Here is a 25,948-nt window from a genome sequence, read left to right on the forward strand (position 1 = left end):
CCGATGCGATTGCGGCCCCGCCATATCCTGACCGGCCTGTCGGTCGCGATCCTGATCGTCGCGATCCTGTCGCTATTGGCCGTGCGCCAGCAGGTGATGGCGCAGCGCCCGCCCGTCCCGGCTGCGCAGACAGGTGGGGAGCGCTATGGGCTGTCGACCGTCGGCCTGAGCTATCCCTTTGCCGCCGCCATCGCCAAGGGCTTTACCGAGGCGGCCCGGCGTGCGGGCGCCAACGCCGTGGTGCTGGACGCCAAAGGCGACGTGCAGAAACAGGCCAATGACATTGACGACCTGATCGCCCAGCAGGCGCGCGGCATCGCTATCATGCCGATCGACAGCGTTGTGGCGCAAGGCTGGGTCGACCGCATCGCGCGCCATGCCATTCCGGTCGCGTCGGTCGCCGCGCTGATCGGCGATCCGCGCAAGCGGTCGGTGCAGGACGTCTATCCCGGCCTCACCGCGCTGGTATCGCAGGACGAGGTGCTGGCCGGCACCGCCGCCGGGCAACTGGCCGCGCGCCTGTTGCCACCTGGCAAAACGGCCCGGATCGCGATCGTCGAAGGCGCAGCGGGCTATCCCGAGGTCGAGCAGCGTGCCCGCGGCTTTCGCCAGGCGCTCGATGCTGCCCATCTCCCGTATCACATTGTGGCGTCGCAGCCGGGCAACTGGTCGTCCGAAGGCGGCGAGGCCGCCTGCCAGAATATCCTGACCGCCCAGCCGCAGGTCGACCTGTTCTTCAGCGAGGCGGACGACATGGTGATCGGCTGTGCCCGTGCGGTCCGGGCGGCGGGATCGTCGGCGCGACTGATCGGTGTGGGCGGATCACGCCTTGCGATCGCCTCGATCAAGGCTGGCGCGGTCGACGGCACGGTCTGCTTCAAGCCGGAAGCGTTGGGGGCCCTGGCCTTTGACGCATTGCACCGGGCGGCGCGCGGAGAAAGGCGAACGGACCGATTCCTGACCTATCCGATCCCCGCCGTGACGCGGGCCAATGTCGATGCCTGTGTGGGGCAATGGTGATGCCGATCCTGACCCTGCAGGGGCTGACCAAGACCTTCCCCAATGGCACCATGGCGCTGAAGGGCGTGGAGATGGCGGTCGAGCCCGGCACCGTCCACGGCCTGCTGGGGGCCAATGGCGCGGGCAAGTCGACGCTGATCAAGATATTGGCGGGCGCGCTGGCGCCGACCGACGGCGCGATCGGCTGGCATGGCGAGGACCGCAACTGGACCGGCCCTGCCGGCCCCAGGGCCGCCGGCATCGCCACCATCTACCAGCATGTGCCGCTGGTCCCGACGCTGTCGGCGATCGAGAATATCCTGCTGGACCAGCGCGGCACATGGCGCAGCAATCAGGCCGAGCAGGCGCGGATCGAACGGATCGTCGCCGATCTGGGCAACCCCTTCGCGCTCGATGCGCTGGTGCAGGATCTGCCCATCGGCCAGCGGCAGATGGTCGCGATCGTCGCGGCGCTGGCGGCCGACGCGCAGCTCATCATCATGGACGAACCGACCGCATCGCTCGCCGGGCATGAGCGGGACAATGTCTATGCCACGATCCGGCGGCTGAAGGCCGAAGGGCGGACCGTGCTGTTCATCTCCCACTTCATCGACGAGATCATGGCCCTGACCGACCATGTCACGATCCTGCGCGATGGCCGGGCCGTGCTCGCCTCGCCGACGGCGGCGCTGGACGAGCAGGATATTGCCGACGCCATCGCCGGCCGGGCGGTGGCGGCGCTGGAGCGGAACGGCCATCGCGCCGCGCCGGGCAAAGCGGTGCTCGAATTGCGCGGGCTGGCCTCGCCAGGCCGGCTGGTCCCGACCGACCTGACCCTGCACGCGGGCGAGATCATTGGCCTTGCCGGCCTGCTGGGATCGGGGCGCAGCGAATTGCTCCATGCCATTTTCGGTGCCGATCCGCAGGCGCGCGGGATGGTGCTGCTGAACGGCGTACCGGTGCCGCGCCGTACCGACGAAGCAGTGATCGCCGGCCTTGCGCTGGTGCCCGAGGACCGGGCCGGCCAGGGCTATGTGCCGCTGCTGTCGATATCAGACAATATCGCCATGGGCGACGATCGGGGCCTGTTGCAGGCGCCGGCGCGCGAACGGGCGGAGGCGGACGCAGCGATCGCCCGGCTGGCAATCAAGACACCGGATGCCGACGCCCTGCCCACCCAATTGTCGGGCGGCAATGCGCAGAAGGTGGTGATCGCCCGCTGGCTGAAACCGCGCACCCGCGTGCTGATGCTGGACGAGCCGACCGCCGGTATCGACATTGGCGCGCGCACCGACATTTTGCGGCTGGTGCGCACCCTGGCCGATGACGGGCTGCCGGTGCTGCTGGTGTCGTCCGAGTTCGAGGAACTGATCGCTATTTGCGACCGCATCCTGGTGATGCGCGACGGTGCGGTGGTGCGCGAGCTGGACCCCGCCAGCACCAGCGAAACCGACCTCATTCTTGCCGCCGGCGGAAGCCGGGCGGACATTTCCGAAGGGATTGACGCATGAGCGCTCAGGACTGGCGCCGTATCTTCGGCCTGCGCGAGGCAGGCGTCTATTATGCGCTGGCACTGCTGGTCGCGGTGCTGGCCGGCATCGCCGCCAGCCGGGGCCTGCCCGCCTATATCAGCGGCCAGAATCTGGGCAATATCGCCTATCAGGCATCGCTGGTCGGAATCATGGGCGTGGCGATGACGGTGATGCTGATCACCGGCGCTTTCGATCTGTCGGTTGCATCGGTGGCGGCGCTGGCAGCAGCCGTGCTGATCGCGCTGGCAGGACAGATCGGCTTTCCCGCAGCCGCCCTCGCCGCGCTCTGCACCGCGGCGGCGATCGGCCTGCTGAACGGCATGATCGTGCAATTTGTCGGCATCAATGCCTTCATCGTCACGCTGGGCACGCTGACGGCGGTGCGGGGGCTGGTGCTGATCCTGACCGACGGGCGATCGCTGATGGTCGAGCAGCCCGCGATATTGGCGCAGATGCTGGCGTTCGAGAGCGCGCGCTTTGCCCCCTTCTGGCCGCTGATCGGCATTGGCCTTGGCTTGCTGGGCCTGGCGATCGCGCGGCGGCGCCCCTTCATCGGCGTTGGCGGCATCGCGCTGTTGGGCGGCGCACTGCTGACCGGGCGTACCTTCACGGTCGCTGCGCCGGTCCTCTATCTCACCCTGTTCGCCGGGCTGGTCTGGTTCGTCCTGCGCTTCACCGTGATCGGGCGGCGGGTCTATGCCGTCGGCGGCAATGCCGAGGCGGCGCGCCTGTCGGGCATCAATGTCCATGCCTATCGGATCGGCGCCTTCATGCTGTCGAGCGGCGCGGCGGGCTTTGCCGGAATCCTGTTTGCCTGCCGGCTGGGCGCGATCAACCCGACCGCGCTGCAGGGCGCCGAGCTGACCGTGATCGCGGCGGCCATCCTGGGCGGCACGTCGCTGTTCGGCGGGGCCGGTAGCGTGATCAAGACGGTGGTCGGCGCGCTGCTGCTCTTCACCCTGACCAATGGTTTCAACATCCTCAATCTGGGCGCCAATTATCAGGGCCTGATCGAGGGCATCGTCGTCGTCGCGGCGGCCGCCATCTACACCGTCGGCGCCGGCCGGGCGCGGCGCCCCAAGGGAGTATCGGCATGACCCGCCCCACGCTGCGCATCGCGGTGCGCCGCTTCGGCCCGTTCGAAAGCGCCATCGTCAAACAGTTCGCCGATTTCCGGGCGACGACCGGCATCGACGCCGCGATCGAGCCGGTCGCCATGGACCTCAATCCACTGCACGAGGCGATCATCGGCCAGCGCGGGCTGGCGACCGGCGATTGGGACATCGGCTTCATGGCGACCGACTGGCTGGCGCAGGCACAGGCCGAAGGCCTGCTGGAGGATCTGGCGCCGCACATGGCGCGCGTGCCGATCCCCGATTTTCCGCAGGCCTGGAGCCCATCGCTGACCAGCATGCAGCGCTTTGCCGGCGGCTATTGGGGGATGCCCTATCATGACGGTCCGGAATGCCTGGTCTATCGCAAGGATCTGCTGGCGGCGGCCGGGCTGGAGGTGCCGCAGACATGGGCCGATTTCCACGCCGCGGCGCGGGTGCTGCATCGCCCGGAGGAACAGCGTTACGGCACGGTGCTGGCCCAGTTTCCCGACGGGCATAACGGCTTCTATGATTTCTGCATCCATATCTGGTCGCGCGGCGGCGAGCCGTTCGACACGGCCGGCCGCCCCGCCTTCACCAGCCCGGCCGCTCATGCGGCGCTGGATTATCTGCGCGATCTCGCCGGCGACACTGGGGCTGTAGCGCCGGGCGGGCGCGACCTGGACAGCGTGGCGTCGGGCATGTTGTTCGCGCAGGGCAGGGTCGCGATGATGGCCAACTGGTTCGGCTTTGCCGCCTATGCCGACACGGCCGAGGACAGCCGGGTGCGCGGACTGGTCGATGTCGCGCCGCTGCCGGCGGGGCCGGGCGGTCGCAGCGTGTCGCTCAACGTCTTCTGGGTATTGGCGATCGGCGCGGGATCGCGCCACAAGGGGCTGGCCTGGGATTTCCTGCGCCATCTGGCGAGCGCGCCGATGGACCGGCTGACGACGATGGAAGGTGCGATCGGGGTGCGCCGGTCGAGCTGGACCGATGCCGAGATCAACGCCAAGATCCCCTATTATCACCGGCTCGACTGGCTGCATGACCATGCCCGCGAAATGCCGCTGACGCCGCATCTGGCCGCGATTTCCCATGTCGTCGACGAGATGCTGGGCCGGGCAATGACCAGCGACGCGCCGACGCCCGCCCTGCTGGCGCAGGCGCAGGCGGCGGTGGAGGCGCTGCTGTGAGCGGCCTGCGCCAGAGCTGGCCGATGCCGTCCGCCCCCCGGCCGATCGTCATCATCGGTGCAGGCGGGATCGTGCAGGACGCGCACCTGCCCGCCTATCGCAAGGCCGGTTTCCCGGTCGCGGGCCTGTTCGACACGAACCAGGCGCGCGCGACGGCACTTGCCGCCCAATGGGACGTTCCACGGGTCTTTGCGTCGATCGAGGAAGCCGCCGCGCAGGACGCGATATTCGACATCGCCGCGCCGCCGGTCGCCCATTGCGCCATCCTGAACGCCCTGCCCCATGGCGCGAGCGTGCTGTTGCAGAAGCCGATGGGCCTGACCCTGGCCGACGCGAGCGCGATTCGGGCCGCCTGCCGGGAGCGGGAACTGATCGCCGCGGTCAATTTCCAGCTACGCTATTCGCCGATGATGCTGGCGGTCGCCGATGCCGTCGCACGCGGCGATCTGGGCGAGCTGGTCGAGATCGAGGTGCATCTCAACCTGGTGACGCCCTGGCATCTGTTCCCGCATTTGAACGACAATCCGCGCGTCGAAATGGTGTCCCACTCGATCCATTATCTCGACATGATCCGGGCGCTGGTGGGCGATCCCCGATCGGTGTTCGCGCGCAGCTATGGCCACCCGTCCAGCCCGCTGGCCGACACCCGGACCAGCGCGATCCTGGACTATGGATCGACGATGCGCGTCACCCTGTCGATCAACCATCATCATGATTTCGGTCGCCGGTTCCAGGACGCTGCCTTCCGCGTCGAGGGCACGCACGGCGCGGCGATGGTGAAGCTGGGCCTGCTGCTCGACTATCCGATTGGCGAGGCGGACGAATTGTGGATCGCGCGCAAGGGCAGTCCATGGGCGCAGCAGCCATTGCAGGGCCGATGGTTCCCCGACGCCTTTGTCGGCCCGATGGCCAATCTCCAGCGCTTCAGCGCCGGCGAGGACGCGCGCCTTTCCACCCATGTCGAGGATGCCTGGCGCACCATGGCGCTGGTCGAGGCCTGTTACCAATCCAACGCACAGCCCGGCACCCCCCTGCCCGGCCTTGAGGAGACAGATACGTGATCGATCTTTCGGGCAGGACCGCCCTTGTCACCGCCGCCGCCCATGGCATTGGCCGCGCCTCCGTGCTGGCGCTGGTCGAGGCCGGCGCTCATGTCATCGCCACCGATATCGATGAGCGGTCACTGGCCGAGCTTCAGGGCGAGCGGATCGAGACCGCACGGCTGGACGTGCTGGACCGGGACGCGATCGACGCGGCATCGGCGCTGACGGCGCGGGCCGACATCCTGTTCAACTGCGCCGGCGTGGTCCATGGCGGGACCGTGCTGGAGGCGTCGGACGAGGATCTGGACTTTGCCTATGCGCTGAACGTCAAGGCGATGACGCGGATGGTCCGCGCCGTGCTGCCCGGCATGATCGCCCGTCGCGAGGGCGCGATCATCAACATGGCGTCGGTCGCCTCCAGCGTGAAGGGCGTGCCCAACCGCTTCGTCTATGGCGTGACCAAGGCAGCCGTGATCGGCCTGACCAAGGCGGTGGCCGCCGACCATGTGGGACAGGGCGTGCGTTGCAACGCGATCTGCCCCGGCACCGTGGACACGCCCTCGCTCAACGCCCGGCTGGCGGCGCAGGGCGATTATGACACGACCCGTGCTGCCTTCGTCGCGCGCCAGCCGATCGGCCGGCTGGGCCGGGCGGAGGAGATTGCAGATCTGGTCGTCTATCTGGCCGGTGCCACCTACACGACCGGGCAGATCCACAATATCGATGGCGGCTGGTCGATCTGATGCTGCGGCGATCGCTGTTCCTGCTGGCGACCTGCGCGCTCGCCACGACCGCCAGTGCAGAAAGCTGGGTGCCCGCCTGGTTCGCGCCGCCGATCGGCTATGAACCGGCGATCAAGGATGCGCTGGGTCGCCCCTACGACAATGAGACGGTGCGCCAGACCGTGCGGATCGGCAGCGACGGGGCGGTCATCCGCCTGCGCCTGTCGAACGAACTGGGCGATGCGCCGGTCGCGATCGGCGGCGCATCGATCCTGCGGCTGGATGCCGCAGGCCATCCGGTTGATGGCAGTCTGCGCAAGCTGATGTTTGCCGGCCAGCCCGGCGCCATCCTGCCGGCCCATGCGCCGATGCTGACCGACCCCCTGCCGCTGGCCGTGAAGGCCGGCGAGACCCTGGCCGTCAGCATCCATTATGCCGGGCCGGCGACCGTCGCCGCCCATGCGCAAATGGTCGACATTGCCGGACCAGGCGACTTTACCGACCGGACCGAATGGCCGGCGCCGCGCCGGGCGCGCGCGGGCGGCATCGTCAGCGCGGTCGAGGTGGAGAGCGCCAAGCCGGTCGTGCTGGTGGCGTTCGGCGATTCGATCACCGAAGGCGCCGGCGCATCGCCGGGCAAGGGCATGAGCTGGCCGGACCAGCTGGCAAGGCTGCTGGCCAAGGACAGGGCCGGGCAATGCTGGGCCATCGCCAATGCCGGGATCAGCGGCAACCGCCTGCTGCATGACGGACGCGGCCCCAATGCGCTGTCGCGCTTCGACCGCGACGTGCTGGCGGTGCCGGGCGCGACCCATGTCCTGATCCTGGAAGGGATCAACGACATCGGCAAGGTCAGCGACCCGGCCCGCCAGGATCAGCAGGTTTCGGCCGAGCGGATCATCGCCGCCTATCGGCAATTGCTGGCGCGGGCGAAGGCGCGCGGGCTGCGCGTCATCATCGGCACGCTGCTGCCCTATGAAGGCGCGGCCTATGCTGACGAAGCGGGCGAAGCGCGACGGCAGAGCGTCAACCGCTGGATCCGTGACAATGCGCGGCTGTTCGACGCCGTGGTCGATTTCGACGGCACGATGCAGGAGCCGGGCCAGCCCGGCGTGATGCGATTGTCCGACCAGATTGGCGACCATCTTCACCCCAATGATGCGGGCTATGGACGGATGGCGGCGGCCGCGCTGCCAGTCATCCTGGCACAGGGAGCATGCAGGCAATGACGGACAGGATCATGAACAGGCGCCATTTCATCGGCGCGGCGACAGCGGGCCTGGGTGCCCTGGCGGCCGATGGCGCGATGGCGCGGAGCGGCCGGGGCGATCCGATCGGCCCCTATCGCACCCCCTATAAATATCCCAAGCTGGTGCTGGCCGGATCGGGCGTGAAGGGCAGTTTCGACGAGAAGCTGGTCGACTGCCCCTTCGTCTTTTCGCACGAGGGGCGCTTCTGCATGACCTATGTCGGATGGGACGGCACCGGTTATCAGACCGGGCTCGCCGAGTCCGACGATCTGGTCAACTGGCGACGCAAGGGCATCATCCTGGCCCGCAATCCCGACGATCCGATCACCCGCTACAATATCGCGTCGGCATCCATCCTGCGCGAGAATGACCTGATGTCGCCGGGCCGGCTGATCAAGGTCGATGGCCATTATGTCTGCGCCTGGCACGCCTATCCGGGCACCGGCTATGAAGCCGGTCCGGCGGTCATCGGCCTCGCCTACAGCAAGGATCTGATGCACTGGGAAAAGACGCCGCCGATCCTGTTCCCGGACGGCGGCGCGCCCTGGGAGGAAGGCGGGCTCTACAAGCCCTATCTGATGAAGGTCGGGCGGACCTATTATCTCTTCTACAATGCCAAGACCAAGGGCGAGCCCTGGCATGAGCAGACCGGCCTTGCGACATCCACCGACCTGGAGCACTGGACCCGCCATCCCGCCAGCCCGCTGCTGCGCAACGGTCCCAAGGGCAGCTGGGACGACCGCTTCGCCAGCGATCCGGTGGTGCTGCGCCATGGCGGGCAATGGGCGATGTTCTATTTCGGCCTGTCGACCGACGGCAAGGCACGCGACCTGCTGGCGCTGGGCGACAGCCTGACCGATTTCCGCAAGGTCGACGAGATATTGGTCGATGCCGGCCCACCCGGATCAGTGGACGAGAAATTCGCCCACAAGCCCTCGATCATCCATGCCAGGGGCGCGCTCTATCATCATTATTGCGCGGTCAGCGGCAAATGGCCCAATGATGTGCGCGGGATCAGCGTGGCGCGGTCCATCCCCTGGTAGGCCATCCCCTGGTAGGCCATCCTCTCCAGATAGGAAAATCACCGCTTAACTTCGCACATTTCCCGCACATTTTGAAATTTCCGTACGCATGTTGGAAATTTCATGTCTGCGGGCGTCTGTCTTCCGGGACAGTTTAGTGGTCCGATTCTGACATTCGATACCGTTTGCGGCGACGTCGCGCTCGAATGTCAAAATCAATCCACTAGCATGACCGCCCCGGATAGGACAGCAGCCGTCAGCGCAGCCGGAACAGGGCCACGCCATGGGCCGCGATCTGGCCATCCTGCCAGTCGCCCTGTGCCAGCGTCGCGCCCGACGGCAGCGTGAGCGGCCGCGCCTGCGCGCCATGGTTGATGACGATCAGCACGCGCTTGCCCGCCCCTGCCCGCTCGCTGATTTCCAGGTCGGGATGGGCATCGGGCACCAGCGGTTGCAGCTTCGCCTCGCCGATCAGCCGATCGGCCAACTGGGCCATCGCCGCCGGCTCCAGCCAGGCCCCCAGATAGGTGATGCGCCCCTTGCCCACCCGACGCGACACCAAGGCCGGCTTGCCGTCGAGCCAGCCGCCCGGATTGTCATAGCTGGCGAGCACCTGCACATCGGACGCGGTCGGCCTGATCTCTTCCGCCCAGATGCTGGCGGTGCCGGTAACGGCGCCCTTGACCCCGACATTTTCGTCGAGCGCATAATATTGATCGATCTGTGCGCCCAGAAGATCGGCGAGCGGGCCGGGCTGGCGCTGCGGCCAGAGCGCATTGGCATCGTCCTTCATGCCCGAGCGCGCGCCGAGCAGCAGTTGCCCGCCATTGCGGACATAGGCCGCAAGCCTGTCCGCCTGCGCCCGGGTGATGACATTGAGATTTGGGGCGACGACCAGCGGATAGGCCGACAGGTCATCGTCCACCGACAGGATATGGACGCCCTGCGCTTCGGTGCGGAACGGGCGATAGCTGTCGGTAAAGGCCTTGATCGGATCGAACGCCTTGTTGTGCCGTTGCAGGTCAATCGCCCAGCGACTGTCATAGGAAAAGAGGAAGCCGATCCTGGCTGCGGGCTGGGTATCGGCCAGCAGGCCGGCGGCCGCCGTCATGTCCTTTGCCGTCCGGGCGATTTCGGCATGGATCGGATTAGGCTCGCCATCCTGGCCCAGCACGGCGCCATGATAGGTCTCCTGGCCGTTGGCGGCCGGCCGCCATTGCCAATAGAGCACAGCGTCGGCGCCATGGGACACCGCCTGCCAGGCCATTTCACGGGTCTGTCCGGGATCGAGCGCCCGGTTGACGGGCACCCAGTCGACCCGCCCCGGCTGCGTTTCCATCAACCAGAAATTGCGCCGCTTATAGCCGCGCACCAGATCATGATTGGCGCCATTGGCGACCCAGTCCGGGCGGCCATCCGGGATGTAATTGTCCCAGGATGCGATATCGAGATCGCGGTGCATCTGGAAATGGTCGAAGCCGGCATTCCAGAACATCGTGTTGGTGGTGATGAAGGCGCGGGAGTCGATCAGCGGGCGGATCGCCTGCGCCTGATTCTGGACATAGTCGGTCCAGGTCGCGCTGGTGAAATGCTTGAAATCGAGCAGCAGACCGGGATTTTGCTGACCGGTGGCGTGCAGCGGCACCTGGTCGAAGTCGTTATAATGCTGGCTCCAATATTGGGTGGTCCAGCGCTGGTTGAGCGTGTCGATGCTGCCGTAGCGGGCTTTCAGGAATCTGTGCCATGCCGCGACCGATTCAGGGTCGAAGCTGGGTGGGCCGACTTCATTGTCGATCTGCCAGCCGACGACCGATGGATCCCTGCCATAGCGTTTCGCCATTTCGACCGCGATGCGGCGGGAAAAGTCGCGATAGCGCGCGCTGGCGAAGGAGAAATGGCGCCGACCTCCATGCCCCGCGCGGGTGCCATTTTCGTCGACGCGCAGCGTGTCGGGATATTTTTGGCTAAGCCAGGCCGGTGGCGCGGCGCTGGGCGTGCCGATGACGATCATGAAGCCGTGGCGCTTAGCCGCGGCGATCGCGCGATCCATCCAGGCGAAATCGAACTGCCCCTCGGCTGGCTCCATCGCGCTCCAGGCAAACTCGCCGATCCGCACGACATTGAAGCCGGTCGCCTTCATCATGGCGAGATCGACATCCCAGCGCTGTTCGGGCCATTGTTCGGGATACCAGGCAACGCCGACCGCGATCGCCGGCTTGTCGGCAAATTGGGTGGCGCGGGATTGATGGACGGCCGGTTGCGCGCCAAGAGGGGAAGCCGCGATCGCCAACCCCATGAGCGACGCCGCCCAAAGCCCCTTCATCATCATCCCTCCGCTCCTCTTGCAATTTATCATATGATATTGTTAAATCGCCTCATAGCGCAAGTCTGCGCATGACGACAACAATGGAAACGGGGATTGAGGATGAGCCAGGGGCTTCATGACGGGCGCGTTGACGGAAGTGGTGACGGTTCGGGCCTGTCCCGGCGCGGCTTCATCCATTGCGCCGCCTGTGCCGGCACCGCCGCTGGCGCGATCGGCACCCCGGCCATGGCCTTTGCCGCTGCCACCGGCGCGCGCGGCACCGAGGTACTGAAGGAATTTCCCTATGGTGCGGTCCAGCTGACCGGTGGCGTGGTCAAGGATCATTATGACCATATCCACGCCCATTATCTGGCCCTCGACAATGACCGGGTACTCAAGGTGTTTCGCCAGCAGGCCGGCCTGCCCGCCCCCGGCCCGGACATGGGCGGCTGGTATGACCGCGACGGCTTCGTCCCTGGCCTCGCGTTCGGCCAATATATGTCGGGCCTGGCGCGGATCGGCGCGACCACCGGCGACAAGGCGGTCCATGCCAAGGTCGCGGCGCTGGTGCAGGGCTTTGGCGAATTCATCACCAAGACCAGGAACCCCTATGCCGGTCCCAAGGCGCAGGACCAGTGGGCGGCCTATACGATGGACAAATATGTCGTCGGCCTGATCGACGCCTATCGCCTGTCCGGGGTGGAGCAGGCCAAGACATTGCTGCCGATCACCATCGAGAAATGCCGCCCCTATATCTCGCCCGTGTCGCGCGACCGGATCGGCAAGGTCGATCCGCCCTATGACGAAACCTATGTGCTGTCGGAAAACCTGTTCCACGTCGCCGATATCACGGGCCAGGACAAGTACCGGCAGATGGCGATCCATTATCTGCTGAACAAGGAATGGTTCGATCCGCTGGCCGCCGGGCAGGACGTGCTGCCGACCAAGCACGCCTATAGCCACACCATTGCGCTGAGTTCCGGCGCGCAGGCCTATCTGCATCTGGGCGACGAGAAATATCGCAAGGCGCTGGTGAACGCCTGGACCTATATGGAGCCGCAGCGCTTCGCATCGGGCGGCTGGGGGCCAGAGGAGCAGTTTGTCGAACTGCATCAGGGCAAGCTTGCCGCCAGCCTCAAATCGTCCAAGGCGCATTTCGAAACGCCCTGCGGCAGCTTTGCCGACATGAAGCTGGCCCGCTATCTGGTGCGCTTCACCGGCGAGCCGGTCTATGGCGACGGGCTGGAACGGACGCTGTACAACACGATGCTGGCGACCCGCCTGCCCGACAGCGACGGCGGATATCCTTATTATTCCAACTATGGGGCGGCGGCCGAAAAACTCTATTATCACCAGAAATGGCCCTGCTGCTCGGGCACCCTGGTGCAGGGCGTCGCCGACTATGTGCTGAACCTCTATTTCCATGACGACAATGCGCTGGTCGTGAACATGTTCGCGCCGTCCACGGTGAAGTGGGACCGCCCCGGCGGCGCGGTACAGGTGGAGCAGCAGACCAATTATCCGGCGGAGGACACCACCCGCCTGACCGTGACCGCGCCGGGCAATGGCCGCTTCGCCATGAAGCTGCGCATCCCCGCCTGGGCGAAGGGCGCGCAGTTGCGCGTCAATGGCGCGGCGCAGGGCGTGCAGCCGGGGACGTTGGCCGTGATCGACCGGACGTGGAAGGCGGGCGACATGGTGGAACTGACCCTGCCGCAGGCCCTGCGGACGCTGAGCATCGACGACAAGAACCCCGATATTGCCGCGGTGATGCGCGGGGCGGTGATGTATGTCGGCCTCAATCCCTGGACCGGGGTGGAGGATCAGCCGCTGGCGCTGCCCGCATCGCTGAAGCCGGTGCCGGGATCGAGCCTTAATTACGCGATGGAAACCGGCGGCAGGAACCTCGTCTTCATCCCCTATTTCAACGTGGGGCTTGAGCGGTACAACACCTATTTCAAGATTGCCTGACCATGAGCGACCGGGTTTTTGCCACTTACGAGATCGAGACGGCCTTTCCGCTGGAACAGGCGGCGGCGACGATGGCGGGCGAGCAGTCGACCGGCACCTTCGTCCGCGTGCCGGGCGAGACGGACGCGCTGCGCGAGGCCCATGCGGCGCGGGTCGAGGCTTTGGAGGAATTGGGCGAGGTCAGCGCGCCATCTTTGCCGGGATCGGGTTTGCCCAAGAACGGCGGCGACGGCAAGAGGCGGCGGGCGCGGGTGACGCTGTCCTGGCCGACATCCAATTTCGGCCTGTCGCTGCCCAATCTGCTGGCGACGATCAATGGCAATCTGTCGGAGCTGAAGGCCTTTTCCGGGCTGCGGCTGGTGGACGTGACGCTGCCCCCCGCCTTTCTGACCCGCTATCAGGGGCCGCAATTCGGCGTTGCAGGGACGCGCAGGCTGGCGGGCGTTTATGACCGGCCGATGATCGGCACGATCATCAAGCCGAGCGTCGGCCTGTCGCCCGAGGCGACGGCCGAGCAGGTGCGGGCGCTGGTCGAGGCCGGGGTCGACTTCATCAAGGACGACGAATTACAGGCGGACGGGCCCCATTGCCCGTTCGAAGCGCGGATCAGCGCGGTGATGCGCGTCATCAACGATCATGCCGACAAGACCGGCAAGAAGGTGATGTTCGCCGCCAACCTGACCGGCGAGATGGACGAGATGCTGGCGCGGCACGACCATGTGCTGCGCGAAGGCGGCACCTGCATCATGGCGAGCATGAACAGCATCGGCCTGCCGGCGATGAAGATGCTGCGCGCCCATGCCCAGTTGCCGATCCACGGCCACCGCAATGGCTGGGGCATGCTGGGGCGGTCGCCCGCCATCGGCATGAGCTATATCGCCTTCCAGAAATTGTGGCGGCTGGCCGGGATCGACCACACCCATGTGAACGGCATCGACAATAAATTCTGCGAGAGCAACGAGAGCGTGATCGCGTCGGCCCGCGAATGTCTGACGCCGATGTTCCCCGCGCCTCATGCCGGGTGCGAGATCATGCCGGTCTTCTCGTCCGGCCAGTCGGCGCGGCAGGTGCCGGCGACTTTCGCGGCGCTGGGATCGACCAACCTGATCTTTGCGGCGGGCGGCGGCATCATGGCGCATCCGGGCGGACCGGGCGCGGGCGTGCGCGCCCTGCAACAGGCCTGGGAAGCAGCGGTGGCCGGGGTCGACCAGGCCGAAGCGGCAAGCCAGGCGCCCGAACTGCGCGACGCGCTCGCCGCCTTCGCTGGATGACGGACCTGCTCTACGCCTTTTACGGCGATGATTTCACCGGATCGACCGATGTGCTGGAACAGCTGGCAGAAGGAGGCGTGCCCGCCATCCTGTTCCTGCGCCAGCCTGATGTGGCGCTGCTGGCCCGTTTCCCCGATGTCCGGGCGATCGGCATGGCCGGCGACGCCCGCAGCCGCTCGCCTGGATGGATGGACCGGCACCTGCCTCCGGCCTTTGCCGCGCTGAGCGCCAGCGGCGCGCCGATATTGCACTATAAGACCTGCTCCACCTTCGACAGCAGTCCGTCGATCGGATCGATCGGCCGCGCGCTGGATATCGGCCGGCAGGCGCTGGGCGGGATCGTGCCGATCCTGATCGGCGCGCCGCATCTGGGCCGTTACCTGATCTTCGGCAATCTGTTCGCCGCGGCCGGTGGCGTGGTGCATCGCATCGACCGGCACCCGACCATGGCGCGCCATCCGGTGACGCCGATGGACGAGGCCGACATGCGGCTGCATCTGGCGCGCCAGACAGCAGCGCGGATCGCGCTGGCGCCGATCGACCGGATCCAGGCGGGCGAAGCCGACAGGCTGTTTTGCGAGGCGAGCGACGCGGGGCTGGAAGCGATATTGTTCGACGGCATGGACGAGGCGAGCCTGGCCGCCGTCGGCACTGTCCTGCTGGCGCATCAGCGCGATCGGTTCCGCTTCGCGGTCGGCAGTTCGGGCGTGACCCGCGCGCTGATCCTGGGGTGGCAGGCGGCGGGCATCGTGCTGCCCGCGCCCGCCCTGCCCCGCGCCGGCACCGTCGACCGGTTGCTGGTGATGAGCGGCAGTTGCTCCCCCGTGACCGCAACACAGATCGCCACCGCGCGCCAGGGCGGCTTTGCCACGGTGCAGGCCGACGTTGCCGCACTGGTGGCCGGCAACCTGGCGGAAGAGGAGCGGCTGGCGCGGACCGCGATTGCCCGATTGGCCGACACGGGCCGGGTCGTGGTCCATTCGGCCGAAGGGCCGCTGGGGCAGGATGTGCCCGCCGCCGGCGCCGCCATCGGCGCGGCGCTGGGCCGGGTCAGCCGGACGGTCGTGCGGCAGAGCGGGATCGGGCGGCTGCTGTTCGCGGGCGGCGATACGTCCAGCCATGGCGTCGCGCAGATGGGGCTGGATGCCCTGGCCTGGGCCGCGCCACTGGAACGGGGCGCGCCGCTGGTCCGCGCCTTTGCCGCCGAGCCCGAACTGGACGGGCTGGAACTGGTGCTGAAGGGCGGCCAGATGGGCGCACCCGACTTTTTCGAAACGGTGCGGCGCGGCGGATAACCACCGCGCGCGCCCTTTCCATTCAGACCGCAACCGGAACCGGCACCTCCGCCGGCGCGGCCTTCTGGTCGAAACCGCGGGTGCAATCGATCCGCGCGAACAGGATCGCCGCGATCAACACCATCAGCGCCACGCCCTGAACCGGCAGGTCGTAATCGCCGGTTGCGCCGATCATGTAACCGATCACCACGGTGCAGACGAAGCCACCCAGATTGCCGGCGGTGTTCATGACCCCGCTCGCGGTGCCGCCGTAGCGGCCGCCGATCGACATGCACATCGCCCAGGCCGAAGGCAGCATCAGGTCCATCACGCCAAAGGCAGAGGCCGCCAGGACGACGACCAGCAGCTTGCTGGTCGCAAGGCTCATCAGCACCAGCAGCACGGCGGTCGCCGCCAGGCAGAGGCTGGCGATGCGGCTATAGGCCTTGCGAATGCCGATCCGTTCGGCGAGGCGGTCACACAGCACGCCACCGGCGAGATTGGCGACGATGCCGAGCAGGAAGGGAATGGAACCATAAAGGCCCATTTCCGCCACGCTGAAATGGGCGCCATTGACCATCCAGGTCGGGAACCAGTTGAAGAAAAACCAGCTGCCAAAGGCATAGAAGCAATAGGCCAGCGCGATCAGCCAGAGCTGAGGCAGCGAGAGCAGCTTGCGCCAGGGCGTGCCGCTGTGCCCGCCATGCTCGTCGCTGCCGATCTCCGCGACCTCCGCCGCAGTAATGCCGGGCTGTTGCGCCGGGCTATCATGATAGAAGGCCCGCCAGGCCAGCGCCCAGCCCAGGCCGATCACGCCCAGCGCGATAAACACCGCGCGCCAGCCGAACTGCGCCTGCAGCGGCACCAGCAGCAGCGGCGCGAGCGCGCCGCCAAGCCGGCTGGCGGCCCAGATCACGCCCTGCCCCCGCGCCCGTTCGCGCGCCGGCAGCCAGCGATAGAGGACGCCCGACATGTTGGGATAGGCGCCCGCCGCGCCCAGGCCGAACAGAAAACGCGCGCCGGTTAGCTGCCAGAAATTGCGGCAGAAGGCGGTGGCGGCGGTGAAGAAGGACCACCACAGGGTGATGCGGGTCAGTTCCTTGCGATAGCCATGCCTGTCACCCAGCGCACCCGAGGGCACTTCGAACACGGCATAGGCGATGACATAGGCGCCCAGCACCCAGCCCCATTGCTGCGGCGTGATGCCCAGTTCCTTCTGCACCGACGGCCCGGTGACCGCGATCGCCATGCGGTCGAGGAAGGTGATGACCGAAAGGACGCCGAGCAGCCCGACGACGGCATGGCGCTTTTTCACTGGCGCAGGTCCGCGAGCACGTCGCGCGCACGCTCCACCCCCAGTTCCGGGCTGGTGAAGACGGGCGCCGACACGGCACCGTCCGGCAGTGCGGCAAGCGCGCGGGCCATCGACGCCTGGGCGAACAGGATGGTATCCATGCCCGCCATCCGGCCGGTCAGCGCTTCGCCGACGATCCGGTCATGGGTGGCACCATCGCCCGCCATGACGGCATCGAACGCGCCTTCGCAGACATGTTCGACGATCTCGATCTCGCGGCCGGCTTCCTCAGCGACGCGGCGGACAAGGGCAGCGGTCGGCGCCAGGGTGGTCGACAGGGTGGCCAGCACGCCGACCCTGTTACCCGCCGCAACCGCCCTTTCCGCCATCGGGCGATCGACGCGCAGCACCGGCTTGTCATGCAGCTGGGCGGCGATGTCCACCGCCGGCCCGATCGACGAGCAGGTCACCAGCGTGGCATCCGCGCCGGCGTCGAAGGTCGATCCGACCAGGTCGATCAGTCGGCGCATGGTCGGCTTTTCCAGCCGACCGGCGGCGATCGTGTTCTTGATCAGGCTTTCGTCCACGAAATGGAGTATGCGCACGCCCGGCAGGATCCGCGCGGTCAGTTCGTTGAACAGCGGGCTGAGCGTCGGGCTGGTATGGAGCAGGGCAAGGGTCTGCATGGAGTCTCTCCGGTCTTATTTCTTGAAGCTGATGCGCAGCGCGTATGGCATCGCATCGGCGCCGCTCTGCGGCAAGGTGATGCTGAGCCCCTTGGCGGTCTGCTGCCATGTGACCGCGCCGCTGCCGAGCAATTCTATGCGGTCAATCTGTCGGTCGAGATAGGGCGTGCCGGCATAGAGCGTCTTGACCAGCACGGCGCCATCGGCCGGCCGCTCCAGCCCCAGCGCATAGAGATGGCCGTCCTTCGTCGTGAAGCGGATATCCTCGCGCGTGAAGCTGGTGACATTCTTCTCGGTGAACTGCCCGACCTGGCGGACATGACCGGACTTGGTCGGCCCCTCGCCGAAATAGAGGAAGGGCCGCGTGCCGTAGATCGCCTCGCCATTGACCTTGAGCCAGGCGCCCATGCCCTGCAGCACGGTCGCGATCTCCTGCGGGATGGTGCCGTCCGCCCTGGGGCCGACATTGAGAAGGAGATTGCCGTTCTTCGACACGATGTCGATCAGGTCGGCAATCAGCGACTTGGGCGTGCGATAGCTGTCATTCTGGGCATAGCCCCAGCTCTTGATGCTGACCGAGGTGTCCGACTGCCACGGCGTGAGTTTCAGCGCATCGCTCTTGCCGCGTTCCAGGTCGAACATGGCGCTGCCCTCGGCAAACTGCGAGCCCTTATAGGCGATGATGCCGGGCGCCTTCCATTCGGCCGAGCGGTTATAATAATAAGCGGCGGTGTCGCGCATCAGCGGTTCGAACAGCGGCGAGGATGTCCACCAGTCGAAATAGATGAGTTCGGGCTGATATTTGTCGATCAGTTCCGACGTGCGCGCCATCCAGTCGTTCAGGAACTCCTTGTTGGGCGGGCTCCAATTCTGGAGCAGGTCGCTGTCGGGCCAGTTGTCGGGCTTGTCGGCCGGCAGGCCGGTGGGCGCGGCCGGGCCATAAAGGCCCGCATATTTCGGGTCGTTGACGTCGGAATCATAGGTGCGCCCCTTATGATACCACCACCAATGTTCGGCGCGGTGCGACGACAGGCCGAAATGCAGGCCGCTGGCACGGGCCGCCTTCGCGATCTCGCCGGTGACGTCGCGCTTTGGCCCCATGTCGGCGGCATCCCATTTCGTGAAGGACGACTGGTACATGGCAAAGCCGTCGCAATGTTCGGCAACCGGCACGACATAGCGCGCGCCCGCATTCTGGAACAGCTTCACCCAGGCGGCGGGATCGAACTTCTCCGCCTTGAACATCGGGATGAAGTCCTTGTAGCCGAACTTGTTCTGCGGCCCGTAGGTCTTCACATGATGGTTGTAGGCGTCGTTGCCCGGCACATACATGTTCCGCGAATACCATTCATTGGCATAGGCCGGGACCGAATAGACGCCCCAATGGATGAAGATGCCGAACTTGGCATCCTGGAACCAGGCCGGCGTCTTGAAGCCGCGCAGCGAATCCCAGTCGGGACGGAAGGGGCCTTCGTTGACGCCCTGTTTGACCTTGGCGAGCTGCGCCTCGACGGGCGCGGCCTTGTAGGCCATCGGCCAGGGCGAGGCCTGCTGGGCGAGCGCCGGCGCGGTCATGGCGGTGAGCGCGCAGAGCGCCGCGATCAATCTTGTCTTCACTTGTCGGTTCCCCGTTGCAGCACGGCGACGCCTTCGGCGCCCAGGGTGACGGCCTGCTTGGTGCCGCCCTCCAATATGTCCGTCATGGTTTCGGGCAGGGTGACGCTGCGCGCTTCCTTGCCATGGTTGATGAGGATGACGATGGACCGGCCATCGCCTTGGCGGGTCATGAGTTCGACGTCGGCGGGCACGGCAAAGTCGCGGGCGACGCCGGCCCCCTTGAGCGCATCGTCGATCAGCGTCTTCATCAGATCGGGGTCGATCAGGGCGCCGACATAGGTGATGCGGCCCTTTCCGACTTGGCGCGTCAGCGCGGCGGCATGGCCATCAAGCCAGCCATTAGCCTTGCCATAGCGCAGCAGCACCTGGGTATCGGGGGCCTTGGCGGTCAGGTCTTCCGCCCAGATGCGCGCCGTGCCGGTGCCGACCGCGACCGGTTCGTCGAGCGCGTAAAATTGTTCGACCTGTCCGCCCAGAAGGTCCGCGAGCGGGCCGGGCTGGCGACGCGGCTGGAGCCGGTCATAGGCATCGCGCTGGCCCGAACGGGGGCCGAGGATCAGATGACCGCCGGCCTTCACGAAGGCGCTCAGCCGGGCCGTCATGTCCGGGGTCAGGATGGCAAGATTGGGCGCGACCACCAGCTTGTAGCGATCAAGCGACCCGTCCGCCTCGACAATGTCGACGCTGCCCAGTGCATCCTTGAGCGGCGCATAATAATCGAGCAGCACGCCGATCTGGTCATAATCCTTGTGATGCGGCTGGAAATCGATGGTCCAGCGGCTGGGATAATCCTGCAGGATAGCGACCGGGGAGACGGGCGCGGTGCCGGCCAGCACGGGCGTCGCCCTGGCCATTTCGCGGCCGATCCGCACCACTTCGTCATAGACCGGCAGCGGCTTGCCGTCCGGGCCGAGGATCGAGCCATGCATGGTTTCCTGGCCATTGAGCGCATTGCGCCATTGCCAGTAGAGAATGCCGTCGGCGCCATGGCCGATCGCCTGCCAGGCCATCGCGCGGGTTTCGCCGGGATAGAGCATGTTGCTGACTGGCGCCCAGTTCACGAAGCCGGGCTGGATTTCCATCACCCAGAAATTCTTGCGCTTCCAGCCGCGCACCAGATCATGGCTGGCGCCGTTGCGATAGGGCTGGAGATGGCCGGTGCCGACATAATTGTCCCAGGATGCGAAATCGAGATCGCGGTTGATGGCATAGCGGTCGAAGCGGTTGGCCCAGCCAAGGCCGCCGAGATTGGTGGTGATGAACTGTGCGGGCAGCGCATGGGCGCGAATGGCATCGATCTGGTTCTTCTGGAACGCCACCCACTGGCTGGTGATGTAGCGCTTCTGCTCCAGCATCAGGCCGGGATTGCCCTTTTCCGTGTTGAACGGCACCTGGTTCCAGTCGCTGTAGGTTTGCGACCAATATTGGGTGGTCCAGGCATCGTTGAGCTTGTCGAGCGTGCCATAGCGCCCCTTGAGCCAGTCCATCCAGCCGGCCTTTGCAGCGGGGTCATAGCTTTCGTCGGTATATTCATTGCCGATCTGCCAGCCGATGACATTGGGCTCATGGCCCAGCGCCTGTGCCATGCGACTGACGATGTCGCGGCTGAGCTGGCGATAATGGGGATCGGAGATGGAGAATTGGCGGCGGCCGCCATGGCCGAGGCGCTTGCCGTCGCCATCGATGCGCAGCACCTCGGGATATTTCTGCGTCATCCAGGCGGGCGGCGTGTCGGTGGGCGTGCCGATCACCACCTTGATGTCATATTTCGCCGCCAGCCGGACCGCACGGACCAGCCAGCCCAAGTCATAGGCGCCTTCGGTCGGCTCCATCGCGCTCCAGGCGAATTCGCCGATGCGCACGACATTGGCGCCATGGGCCTGCATCAGGCGCAGGTCTTCGGCCCAGCGCTCCTCGGGCCATTGTTCGGGATACCAGGCGGACCCCAGATAGAGTTTGCGGAACTGTTCCTGCCCGTTGGCGGCGCTCGCGCCGGGCGCGGTGGTTGCGGCGGCCGGCATGGCCGATGGCAGCGCAAGCAGCAGGGCGGATCCGATCAACGCGGCCTTCCACCGACCGGACTGCCTGGAATTGCGCGGATTCATGCCCCTCTCCATATGCTCCAACTCAATTAGTATTATTTTATGATATTTCCTTGTTCCTGGCTATTAGTATGACTAAACCGAGTCAACCGATTTCGCGGCAGGACCAGGGGGAACGCACCATCAGCCTTCCCCGGACTGCTGCGAAAGACAGATGAGACAAGGGAGTGGATGGGATGAAGGGCGCATTTCTGGCGAGGCTGGCCAGCGGGGTCGCGATCGCGGCCATGGGCACTGCACCGATCACGGCGCAGACATCGACCCCTGACGCCGACAGCTTCCGCAATCCGCCCGCCGACAGCCGTCCCCAGACGCTCTATTTCTGGATGAACGGCAATGTGACGCAGCAGGGCATCGATGCCGACCTGGATGCGATCGCCAAGGCCGGGCTGGGCGGCGTGCTGGTGTTCGATGGCAGCGACGACGTGCCCAAGGGGCCGGTCGACTATCTGAGCCCGCAATGGCTGGGCCTGATGACCCACATGATGGGCAAGGCGGGCAGCCTGGGCCTGCAGGTGGGGATGCATAATGCGCCGGGCTGGTCGTCGAGCGGCGGCCCCTGGATCGCCCCGGCGCAGGCGATGCAACAGATCGTCTGGACCGAAACCCGCGTAACCGGTGGCCAGCGGGTGCGCACCACCCTGCCCCGCCCCTATACCAAGCTGGACTATTATCGCGATGCCGCGGTGATCGCCTATCCCGCATCGGACGGCGACGAGAGCCATTATCGCGACGCCGTCGCCTCGATGCGCACCGGCAGCATCGTCGATGCCGCGCAACTGACCGATCGCGACCTGCACAGCAGCACGCCGGTCGGCCCCGATGCGCCGCTGGTCATCGGCATGAAGGCGCCCTTTTCCGCCCAGGCACTGACCCTCTATGCCGAAAAGGAAAGCCCGGCCTTTTCCGCGACGCTGGACTCCTCCGACGACGGCCGGAACTGGACAGCGGTAGGCAAGGTGAGCGTCGCGGTGGAGCGCGGGATCGAGGCGCCGGGATCGATCAATTTCCCCGCCGTCACCGCCCGCTATTTCCGTATCACCCCATCGGCCAAGGTGAAGCTGGCCGAGGCGCTGCTCTATGCCACGCCGCGGATCAGCGACTGGGACGTGAAGGGCGAGCATGGCTTTCGCATGGGCGCGATCACCAAGGGGCCGGACCAGGCGCCTGCGGGCGCTGTCATCGATCCCCTCAAGGTGATCGACCTCACCGCCAAGGTCGATGCGCAGGGCCGGCTCGACTGGACCGCGCCGGCCGGACGCTGGACCATATTGCGCCTGGGCCACACGCCGACCGGCAAGCTGAACGTCGCCGCATCCGACGCGGGGCGCGGGCTGGAGGTCGACAAGCTGAACATCGCCGCCGTCGATCACCAGTTCGACAGCAGCGTCGGTCGCGTCGTGAAAGCGGCCGGACCGATGGCCGGCAAGGCCTTCGCCAATCTGGAGATCGACAGCTATGAGGCGGGTCTGCAGAACTGGACGCCGACGCTGCTCGCCGATTTCGAGAAGCGCAACGGTTACAGCCTGTTGCCCTGGCTGCCGACGCTGACGGGCCGGATCGTCGGCGACGCCGGCCGATCGGACAAGATATTGTTCGATTTCCGCCGTACCCTCGCGGACCTGATGGCCGACAATTATTATGGCCGGATGCAGGACCATGCCCATGCGGCGGGACTGCGCTTCTACACCGAAGGCTATGGCCCCGGCCCGTTCGATGCGCTGCAGGTCAGCGGCCGGGCGCAGGTGCCGATGACCGAATTCTGGAGCCGCACGCCCTGGACCGACAACCGCACGGTCAAGATGGTGTCGTCGGCCGCCCATGTCTATGGCAAGAGCGTGGTCGCGGCCGAGGCCTTTACCGGCGAGGCGCAGACCAGCCGCTGGATGGACTATCCCTATTCCATGAAGACGCTGGGTGACCAGATGTTCGCGCAGGGCTTCAACCAGATCTTCTTCCACCGCTATGCCCACCAGCCCAATGTGCTGGCCGAACCGGGCATGGTGATGGGGCCATGGGGCATCAATCTGGATCGCACCAATACATGGTTCGCCCAGTCCCGACCCTGGATGGAATATCTGACGCGCAGCCAGTTCATGCTGCGCCAGGGGCATAATGTCGCCGACATCCTGTTCTTCGTCGGCGAAGACAGCCCCAACCAGTCGGAAAATGTGCGGCCTGACGTGTCCGCCGACGCCAATCCGAAGATCGGCCAATATTTCACGCCGCTGATCCCGGCAGGCCACAGCTATGATCTGGTCAATGCCGAAGTGCTGCTGACCCGCGCCAGCGTGCGCGATGGCAAGGTCGTGCTGCCCGACGGCGCCAGCTATGCGATGCTGGCCCTGCCGGAGGGCATGACCGGCATGACCGCACAATTGGTCGCACGGCTGCGCAGCCTGGTGGAGCAGGGCATGATATTGCTGGCCCCGCGACCGACCCGTTCGCTGGCCATGGGCGGCACGGACGCGCAATTCGACAAGGATGTCGAGGCGCTCTGGGGACCGGCCGCCATCAGCGGGCCACGCGCGGTGGGCAAAGGGCAGGTCTTTGCCAGCGGCACGATCGCTGATGCCTTGGCCGCCGCACAGACCGGCCCGGATGTCGAATGCGCCACCGCCACGCCCGACGGTCAGGTCAACTGGCTGCACCGGCAACTGGTCGATGGCGACGTCTATTTCATTGCCAACCGGCAGCGGCGCAGCGAACGGGTGACGTGCAGCTTCCGCGTCAGCGGCCAGACGCCCAGCCTGTGGGATGCGGAAACCGGCACGGTCAGCCAGCCGGCCTTGTTCGATGCGTCGGGCGGGCGCACGCGGGTCGCGTTCGACCTGTCGCCGGCCGGATCGACCTTCGTCCGTTTCCGCCCGGCCATGGCCGGCGCCGCGCCGATCAGCTGGGCCGCCAAAGATGGCGTGCGTTTTGCCGATCTGGCGCTCCGGACCCCGGTCGTGCAGGCGCCGTCGGACAGCTTCACCCTGTCGCTATGGGCCAAGCCCGACCTCGACCTGCGCCTGATGCCGCAGGAGGGGGTGAAGGGGCGGATCAACGAGACCGGAAAAAACTATCTGATCAACGCCCGCTCCGGCCGCGACATTCATGGCGAAGGGACGGCGATCGCCGGGTTGGCGGTGGGGCGCAACGGCGCCTTCGTGATCGAACGCGCGTCGCCCGACGCCGTGCCGGCGGTGCTGGTATCCCACCAGCCGATCGCGGGCTGGAGCCATTTCGCGCTGGTCTATGACCAGGGCGTGCCCAGCCTCTATATCAACGGCAAGCTGGCACGCACCGGCCAGAAGAGCGGGCGCACCGTCTTTGCCGGCGGTAGCGATCCGGCCGCGCCCAATGGCGCCACCTATTTCTTCGAGGGCAATTTCACGCCGCTGCGCACCGACGCGCGCGCACTGGCGGCGGACGAAATCGCCAGGGTAGCGGCGGCCGGGCCGCCGATGCCGACGTCCAATGCCAGCCCGGCCGACATCGTGCGCACCGCGAATGGCGGCCTGCGTCTGACGGCATGGGAGAGCGGGAAATATAGCGGCAGTGGCGGACAGGAGGTGCAGGTGACGTTGCCCGCGCCACGCATTGTCGAAGGGCCCTGGCAGGTGCATTTCCAGTCGGGTCGCGGCGCGCCGGCAGCGATCACCCTGCCCGCGCTCCAGTCGCTCAGCCACCATGCCGATCCGGCCGTGCAGCATTTTTCCGGCACCGCCACCTATGAGCGGACGATCGACATTCCGGCCGCCGCGCTGAAGCAGGGCCTGCGCATCTGGCTGGACCTGGGCCGCGTGGAAGTGCTGTCGGGCGTGCGGGTCAACGGCAAGGATCTGGGCGTGCTGTGGAAGGAACCCTATCGCGTCGACATCAGTGATGTCGTGCATGCCGGGCGAAACCAGCTGTCGCTGTCGGTGACCAACTTGTGGGCCAACCGGATGATCGGCGATGCCGCCCTGCCCGAGGAGGGCCATTTCGTCGACAATGCCGACTGGACGATCGGCGAGAAGCCGGGCCCCGACGGCAAGATGACACCGGTGATGGCGCGCAAGATCACCGCGCTGCCTGACTGGTACAAGGCCGGCGAGGCCAAGCCGGAGGGCGGGCGCGTCACCTTCACCCCCTGGACCTTCTTCCAGCCGGGCGAGCCGCTGCTCGATTCCGGCCTGCTGGGCCCGGTCCGCCTGGTCTATGCACGCGAGGTCGACTTCCAATAGACGGCAAGCCCGCGGAAAGCCGGGGATGGGAGCCAGAGGGCGCCCGTCCCCTTTTTTTGAGCGATGGGGCTCCGCGCAGACCGCTCATGCCCTGAAGGCCAGTTGGAATGACTGACATGGGTGGGAACAAGACATTCCTCCCCGGCACGGGGAGGGGGACCGCTCGCGTAGCGAGTGGTGGAGGGGCACAGGCCGGATAGCGCAGCGCCAAGAGGCACCTGCCCCTCCGTCAGCGCTTCGCGCTGCCACCTCCCCGTTCCGGGGAGGAATGTTCACTTCTGGTCGCTTGCGGACCATCCTCCCTTTACAGCGGAGCATCTGGGAACGGCAGCAATTGATCGGAGCCGATCCAGCCCCTCCAC

General features: G+C 66.4%; 17 protein-coding genes. 12 read left to right on the top strand and 5 right to left on the bottom strand.

Features of this window, described 5'->3' with window-relative positions; genetic code table 11:
• The first annotated feature begins 3 nt into the window (after positions 1–3).
• The 8 genes from U0025_RS18570 to U0025_RS18605 are packed head-to-tail and all read left to right on the top strand — an operon-like array spanning position 4 to position 8,876.
• Entirely contained in the window at positions 4–1,020 is a 1,017-nt protein-coding gene (locus U0025_RS18570; RefSeq protein ID WP_004208981.1) for a sugar ABC transporter substrate-binding protein, read from the top strand.
• Entirely contained in the window at positions 1,020–2,510 is a 1,491-nt protein-coding gene (locus U0025_RS18575) for a sugar ABC transporter ATP-binding protein (RefSeq protein WP_004208982.1), read from the top strand. Before U0025_RS18570 ends, U0025_RS18575 begins: the two co-directional genes overlap by 1 nt.
• Positions 2,507–3,628, top strand: coding sequence for an ABC transporter permease (locus U0025_RS18580; protein WP_004208983.1), 1,122 nt, complete (start codon positions 2,507–2,509; stop codon positions 3,626–3,628). The genes U0025_RS18575 and U0025_RS18580 overlap by 4 nt, the downstream gene beginning before the upstream one ends.
• The gene (locus U0025_RS18585) at positions 3,625–4,818 is read left to right on the top strand and encodes an ABC transporter substrate-binding protein (RefSeq protein WP_004208984.1); all 1,194 of its coding nucleotides are present in this window, start codon (positions 3,625–3,627) and stop codon (positions 4,816–4,818) included. The genes U0025_RS18580 and U0025_RS18585 overlap by 4 nt, the downstream gene beginning before the upstream one ends.
• On the top strand, positions 4,815–5,879 hold the full coding sequence (locus tag U0025_RS18590; protein ID WP_004208985.1) for a Gfo/Idh/MocA family protein: 1,065 nt from the start codon (positions 4,815–4,817) through the stop codon (positions 5,877–5,879). The genes U0025_RS18585 and U0025_RS18590 overlap by 4 nt, the downstream gene beginning before the upstream one ends.
• Positions 5,876–6,604 carry an SDR family oxidoreductase gene (locus U0025_RS18595; RefSeq protein ID WP_004208986.1) on the top strand — a complete coding sequence of 243 codons (729 nt, stop codon included), beginning with the start codon at positions 5,876–5,878 and terminating at the stop codon, positions 6,602–6,604. The genes U0025_RS18590 and U0025_RS18595 overlap by 4 nt, the downstream gene beginning before the upstream one ends.
• Positions 6,604–7,812 carry an SGNH/GDSL hydrolase family protein gene (locus tag U0025_RS18600; RefSeq protein WP_004208988.1) on the top strand — a complete coding sequence of 403 codons (1,209 nt, stop codon included), beginning with the start codon at positions 6,604–6,606 and terminating at the stop codon, positions 7,810–7,812. Before U0025_RS18595 ends, U0025_RS18600 begins: the two co-directional genes overlap by 1 nt.
• Before the next feature lie 11 nt (positions 7,813–7,823).
• A complete protein-coding gene (locus U0025_RS18605; protein ID WP_257010958.1) occupies positions 7,824–8,876 on the top strand; it encodes a glycoside hydrolase family protein in 1,053 nt (350 codons plus the stop codon).
• A gap of 235 nt (positions 8,877–9,111) precedes the next feature.
• On the opposite strand, the gene U0025_RS18610 is transcribed toward U0025_RS18605, so the two are convergent.
• Positions 9,112–11,184, bottom strand: coding sequence for a beta-galactosidase (locus tag U0025_RS18610; protein ID WP_004208990.1), 2,073 nt, complete (start codon positions 11,182–11,184; stop codon positions 9,112–9,114).
• A gap of 96 nt (positions 11,185–11,280) precedes the next feature.
• Between U0025_RS18610 and U0025_RS18615 the strand changes: the two genes are divergently transcribed.
• Genes U0025_RS18615 through U0025_RS18625 form a run of 3 tightly spaced genes read left to right on the top strand, consistent with a single transcriptional unit; the run spans position 11,281 to position 15,697 of the window.
• Complete coding sequence (locus U0025_RS18615) at positions 11,281–13,131, top strand: beta-L-arabinofuranosidase domain-containing protein (RefSeq protein WP_004208991.1); 1,851 nt, start codon at positions 11,281–11,283, stop codon at positions 13,129–13,131.
• A 2-nt stretch (positions 13,132–13,133) separates the two neighbouring features.
• Positions 13,134–14,402, top strand: a complete 1,269-nt coding sequence (locus U0025_RS18620) for a ribulose-bisphosphate carboxylase large subunit family protein (protein WP_004208992.1) — start codon at positions 13,134–13,136, stop codon at positions 14,400–14,402.
• Positions 14,399–15,697 (top strand): four-carbon acid sugar kinase family protein, encoded by a 1,299-nt coding sequence (locus U0025_RS18625; protein WP_004208993.1) that lies wholly within the window; start codon positions 14,399–14,401, stop codon positions 15,695–15,697. Before U0025_RS18620 ends, U0025_RS18625 begins: the two co-directional genes overlap by 4 nt.
• Before the next feature lie 22 nt (positions 15,698–15,719).
• Here U0025_RS18625 and U0025_RS18630 read toward each other — a convergent pair whose 3' ends face one another.
• From U0025_RS18630 to U0025_RS18645, 4 genes are read right to left on the bottom strand one after another with little or no spacing between them, the layout of a single operon-like run.
• Complete coding sequence (locus U0025_RS18630; RefSeq protein WP_004208994.1) at positions 15,720–16,991, bottom strand: MFS transporter; 1,272 nt, start codon at positions 16,989–16,991, stop codon at positions 15,720–15,722.
• Positions 16,988–17,656 carry an aspartate/glutamate racemase family protein gene (locus tag U0025_RS18635; RefSeq protein ID WP_004208995.1) on the bottom strand — a complete coding sequence of 223 codons (669 nt, stop codon included), beginning with the start codon at positions 17,654–17,656 and terminating at the stop codon, positions 16,988–16,990. Before U0025_RS18635 ends, U0025_RS18630 begins: the two co-directional genes overlap by 4 nt.
• Positions 17,657–17,671: 15 nt before the next feature.
• A complete protein-coding gene (locus U0025_RS18640; protein ID WP_004208996.1) occupies positions 17,672–19,273 on the bottom strand; it encodes an alpha-L-fucosidase in 1,602 nt (533 codons plus the stop codon).
• A complete protein-coding gene (locus tag U0025_RS18645; RefSeq protein ID WP_037491820.1) occupies positions 19,270–21,333 on the bottom strand; it encodes a beta-galactosidase in 2,064 nt (687 codons plus the stop codon). The genes U0025_RS18640 and U0025_RS18645 overlap by 4 nt, the downstream gene beginning before the upstream one ends.
• Positions 21,334–21,551: 218 nt before the next feature.
• Between U0025_RS18645 and U0025_RS18650 the strand changes: the two genes are divergently transcribed.
• Positions 21,552–25,586 (top strand): glycosyl hydrolase, encoded by a 4,035-nt coding sequence (locus tag U0025_RS18650; RefSeq protein WP_004208998.1) that lies wholly within the window; start codon positions 21,552–21,554, stop codon positions 25,584–25,586.
• Positions 25,587–25,948: the final 362 nt, after the last annotated feature.

The sequence above is a fragment of the Sphingobium yanoikuyae genome, from assembly GCF_034424525.1.
Taxonomy (GTDB): domain Bacteria; phylum Pseudomonadota; class Alphaproteobacteria; order Sphingomonadales; family Sphingomonadaceae; genus Sphingobium; species Sphingobium yanoikuyae.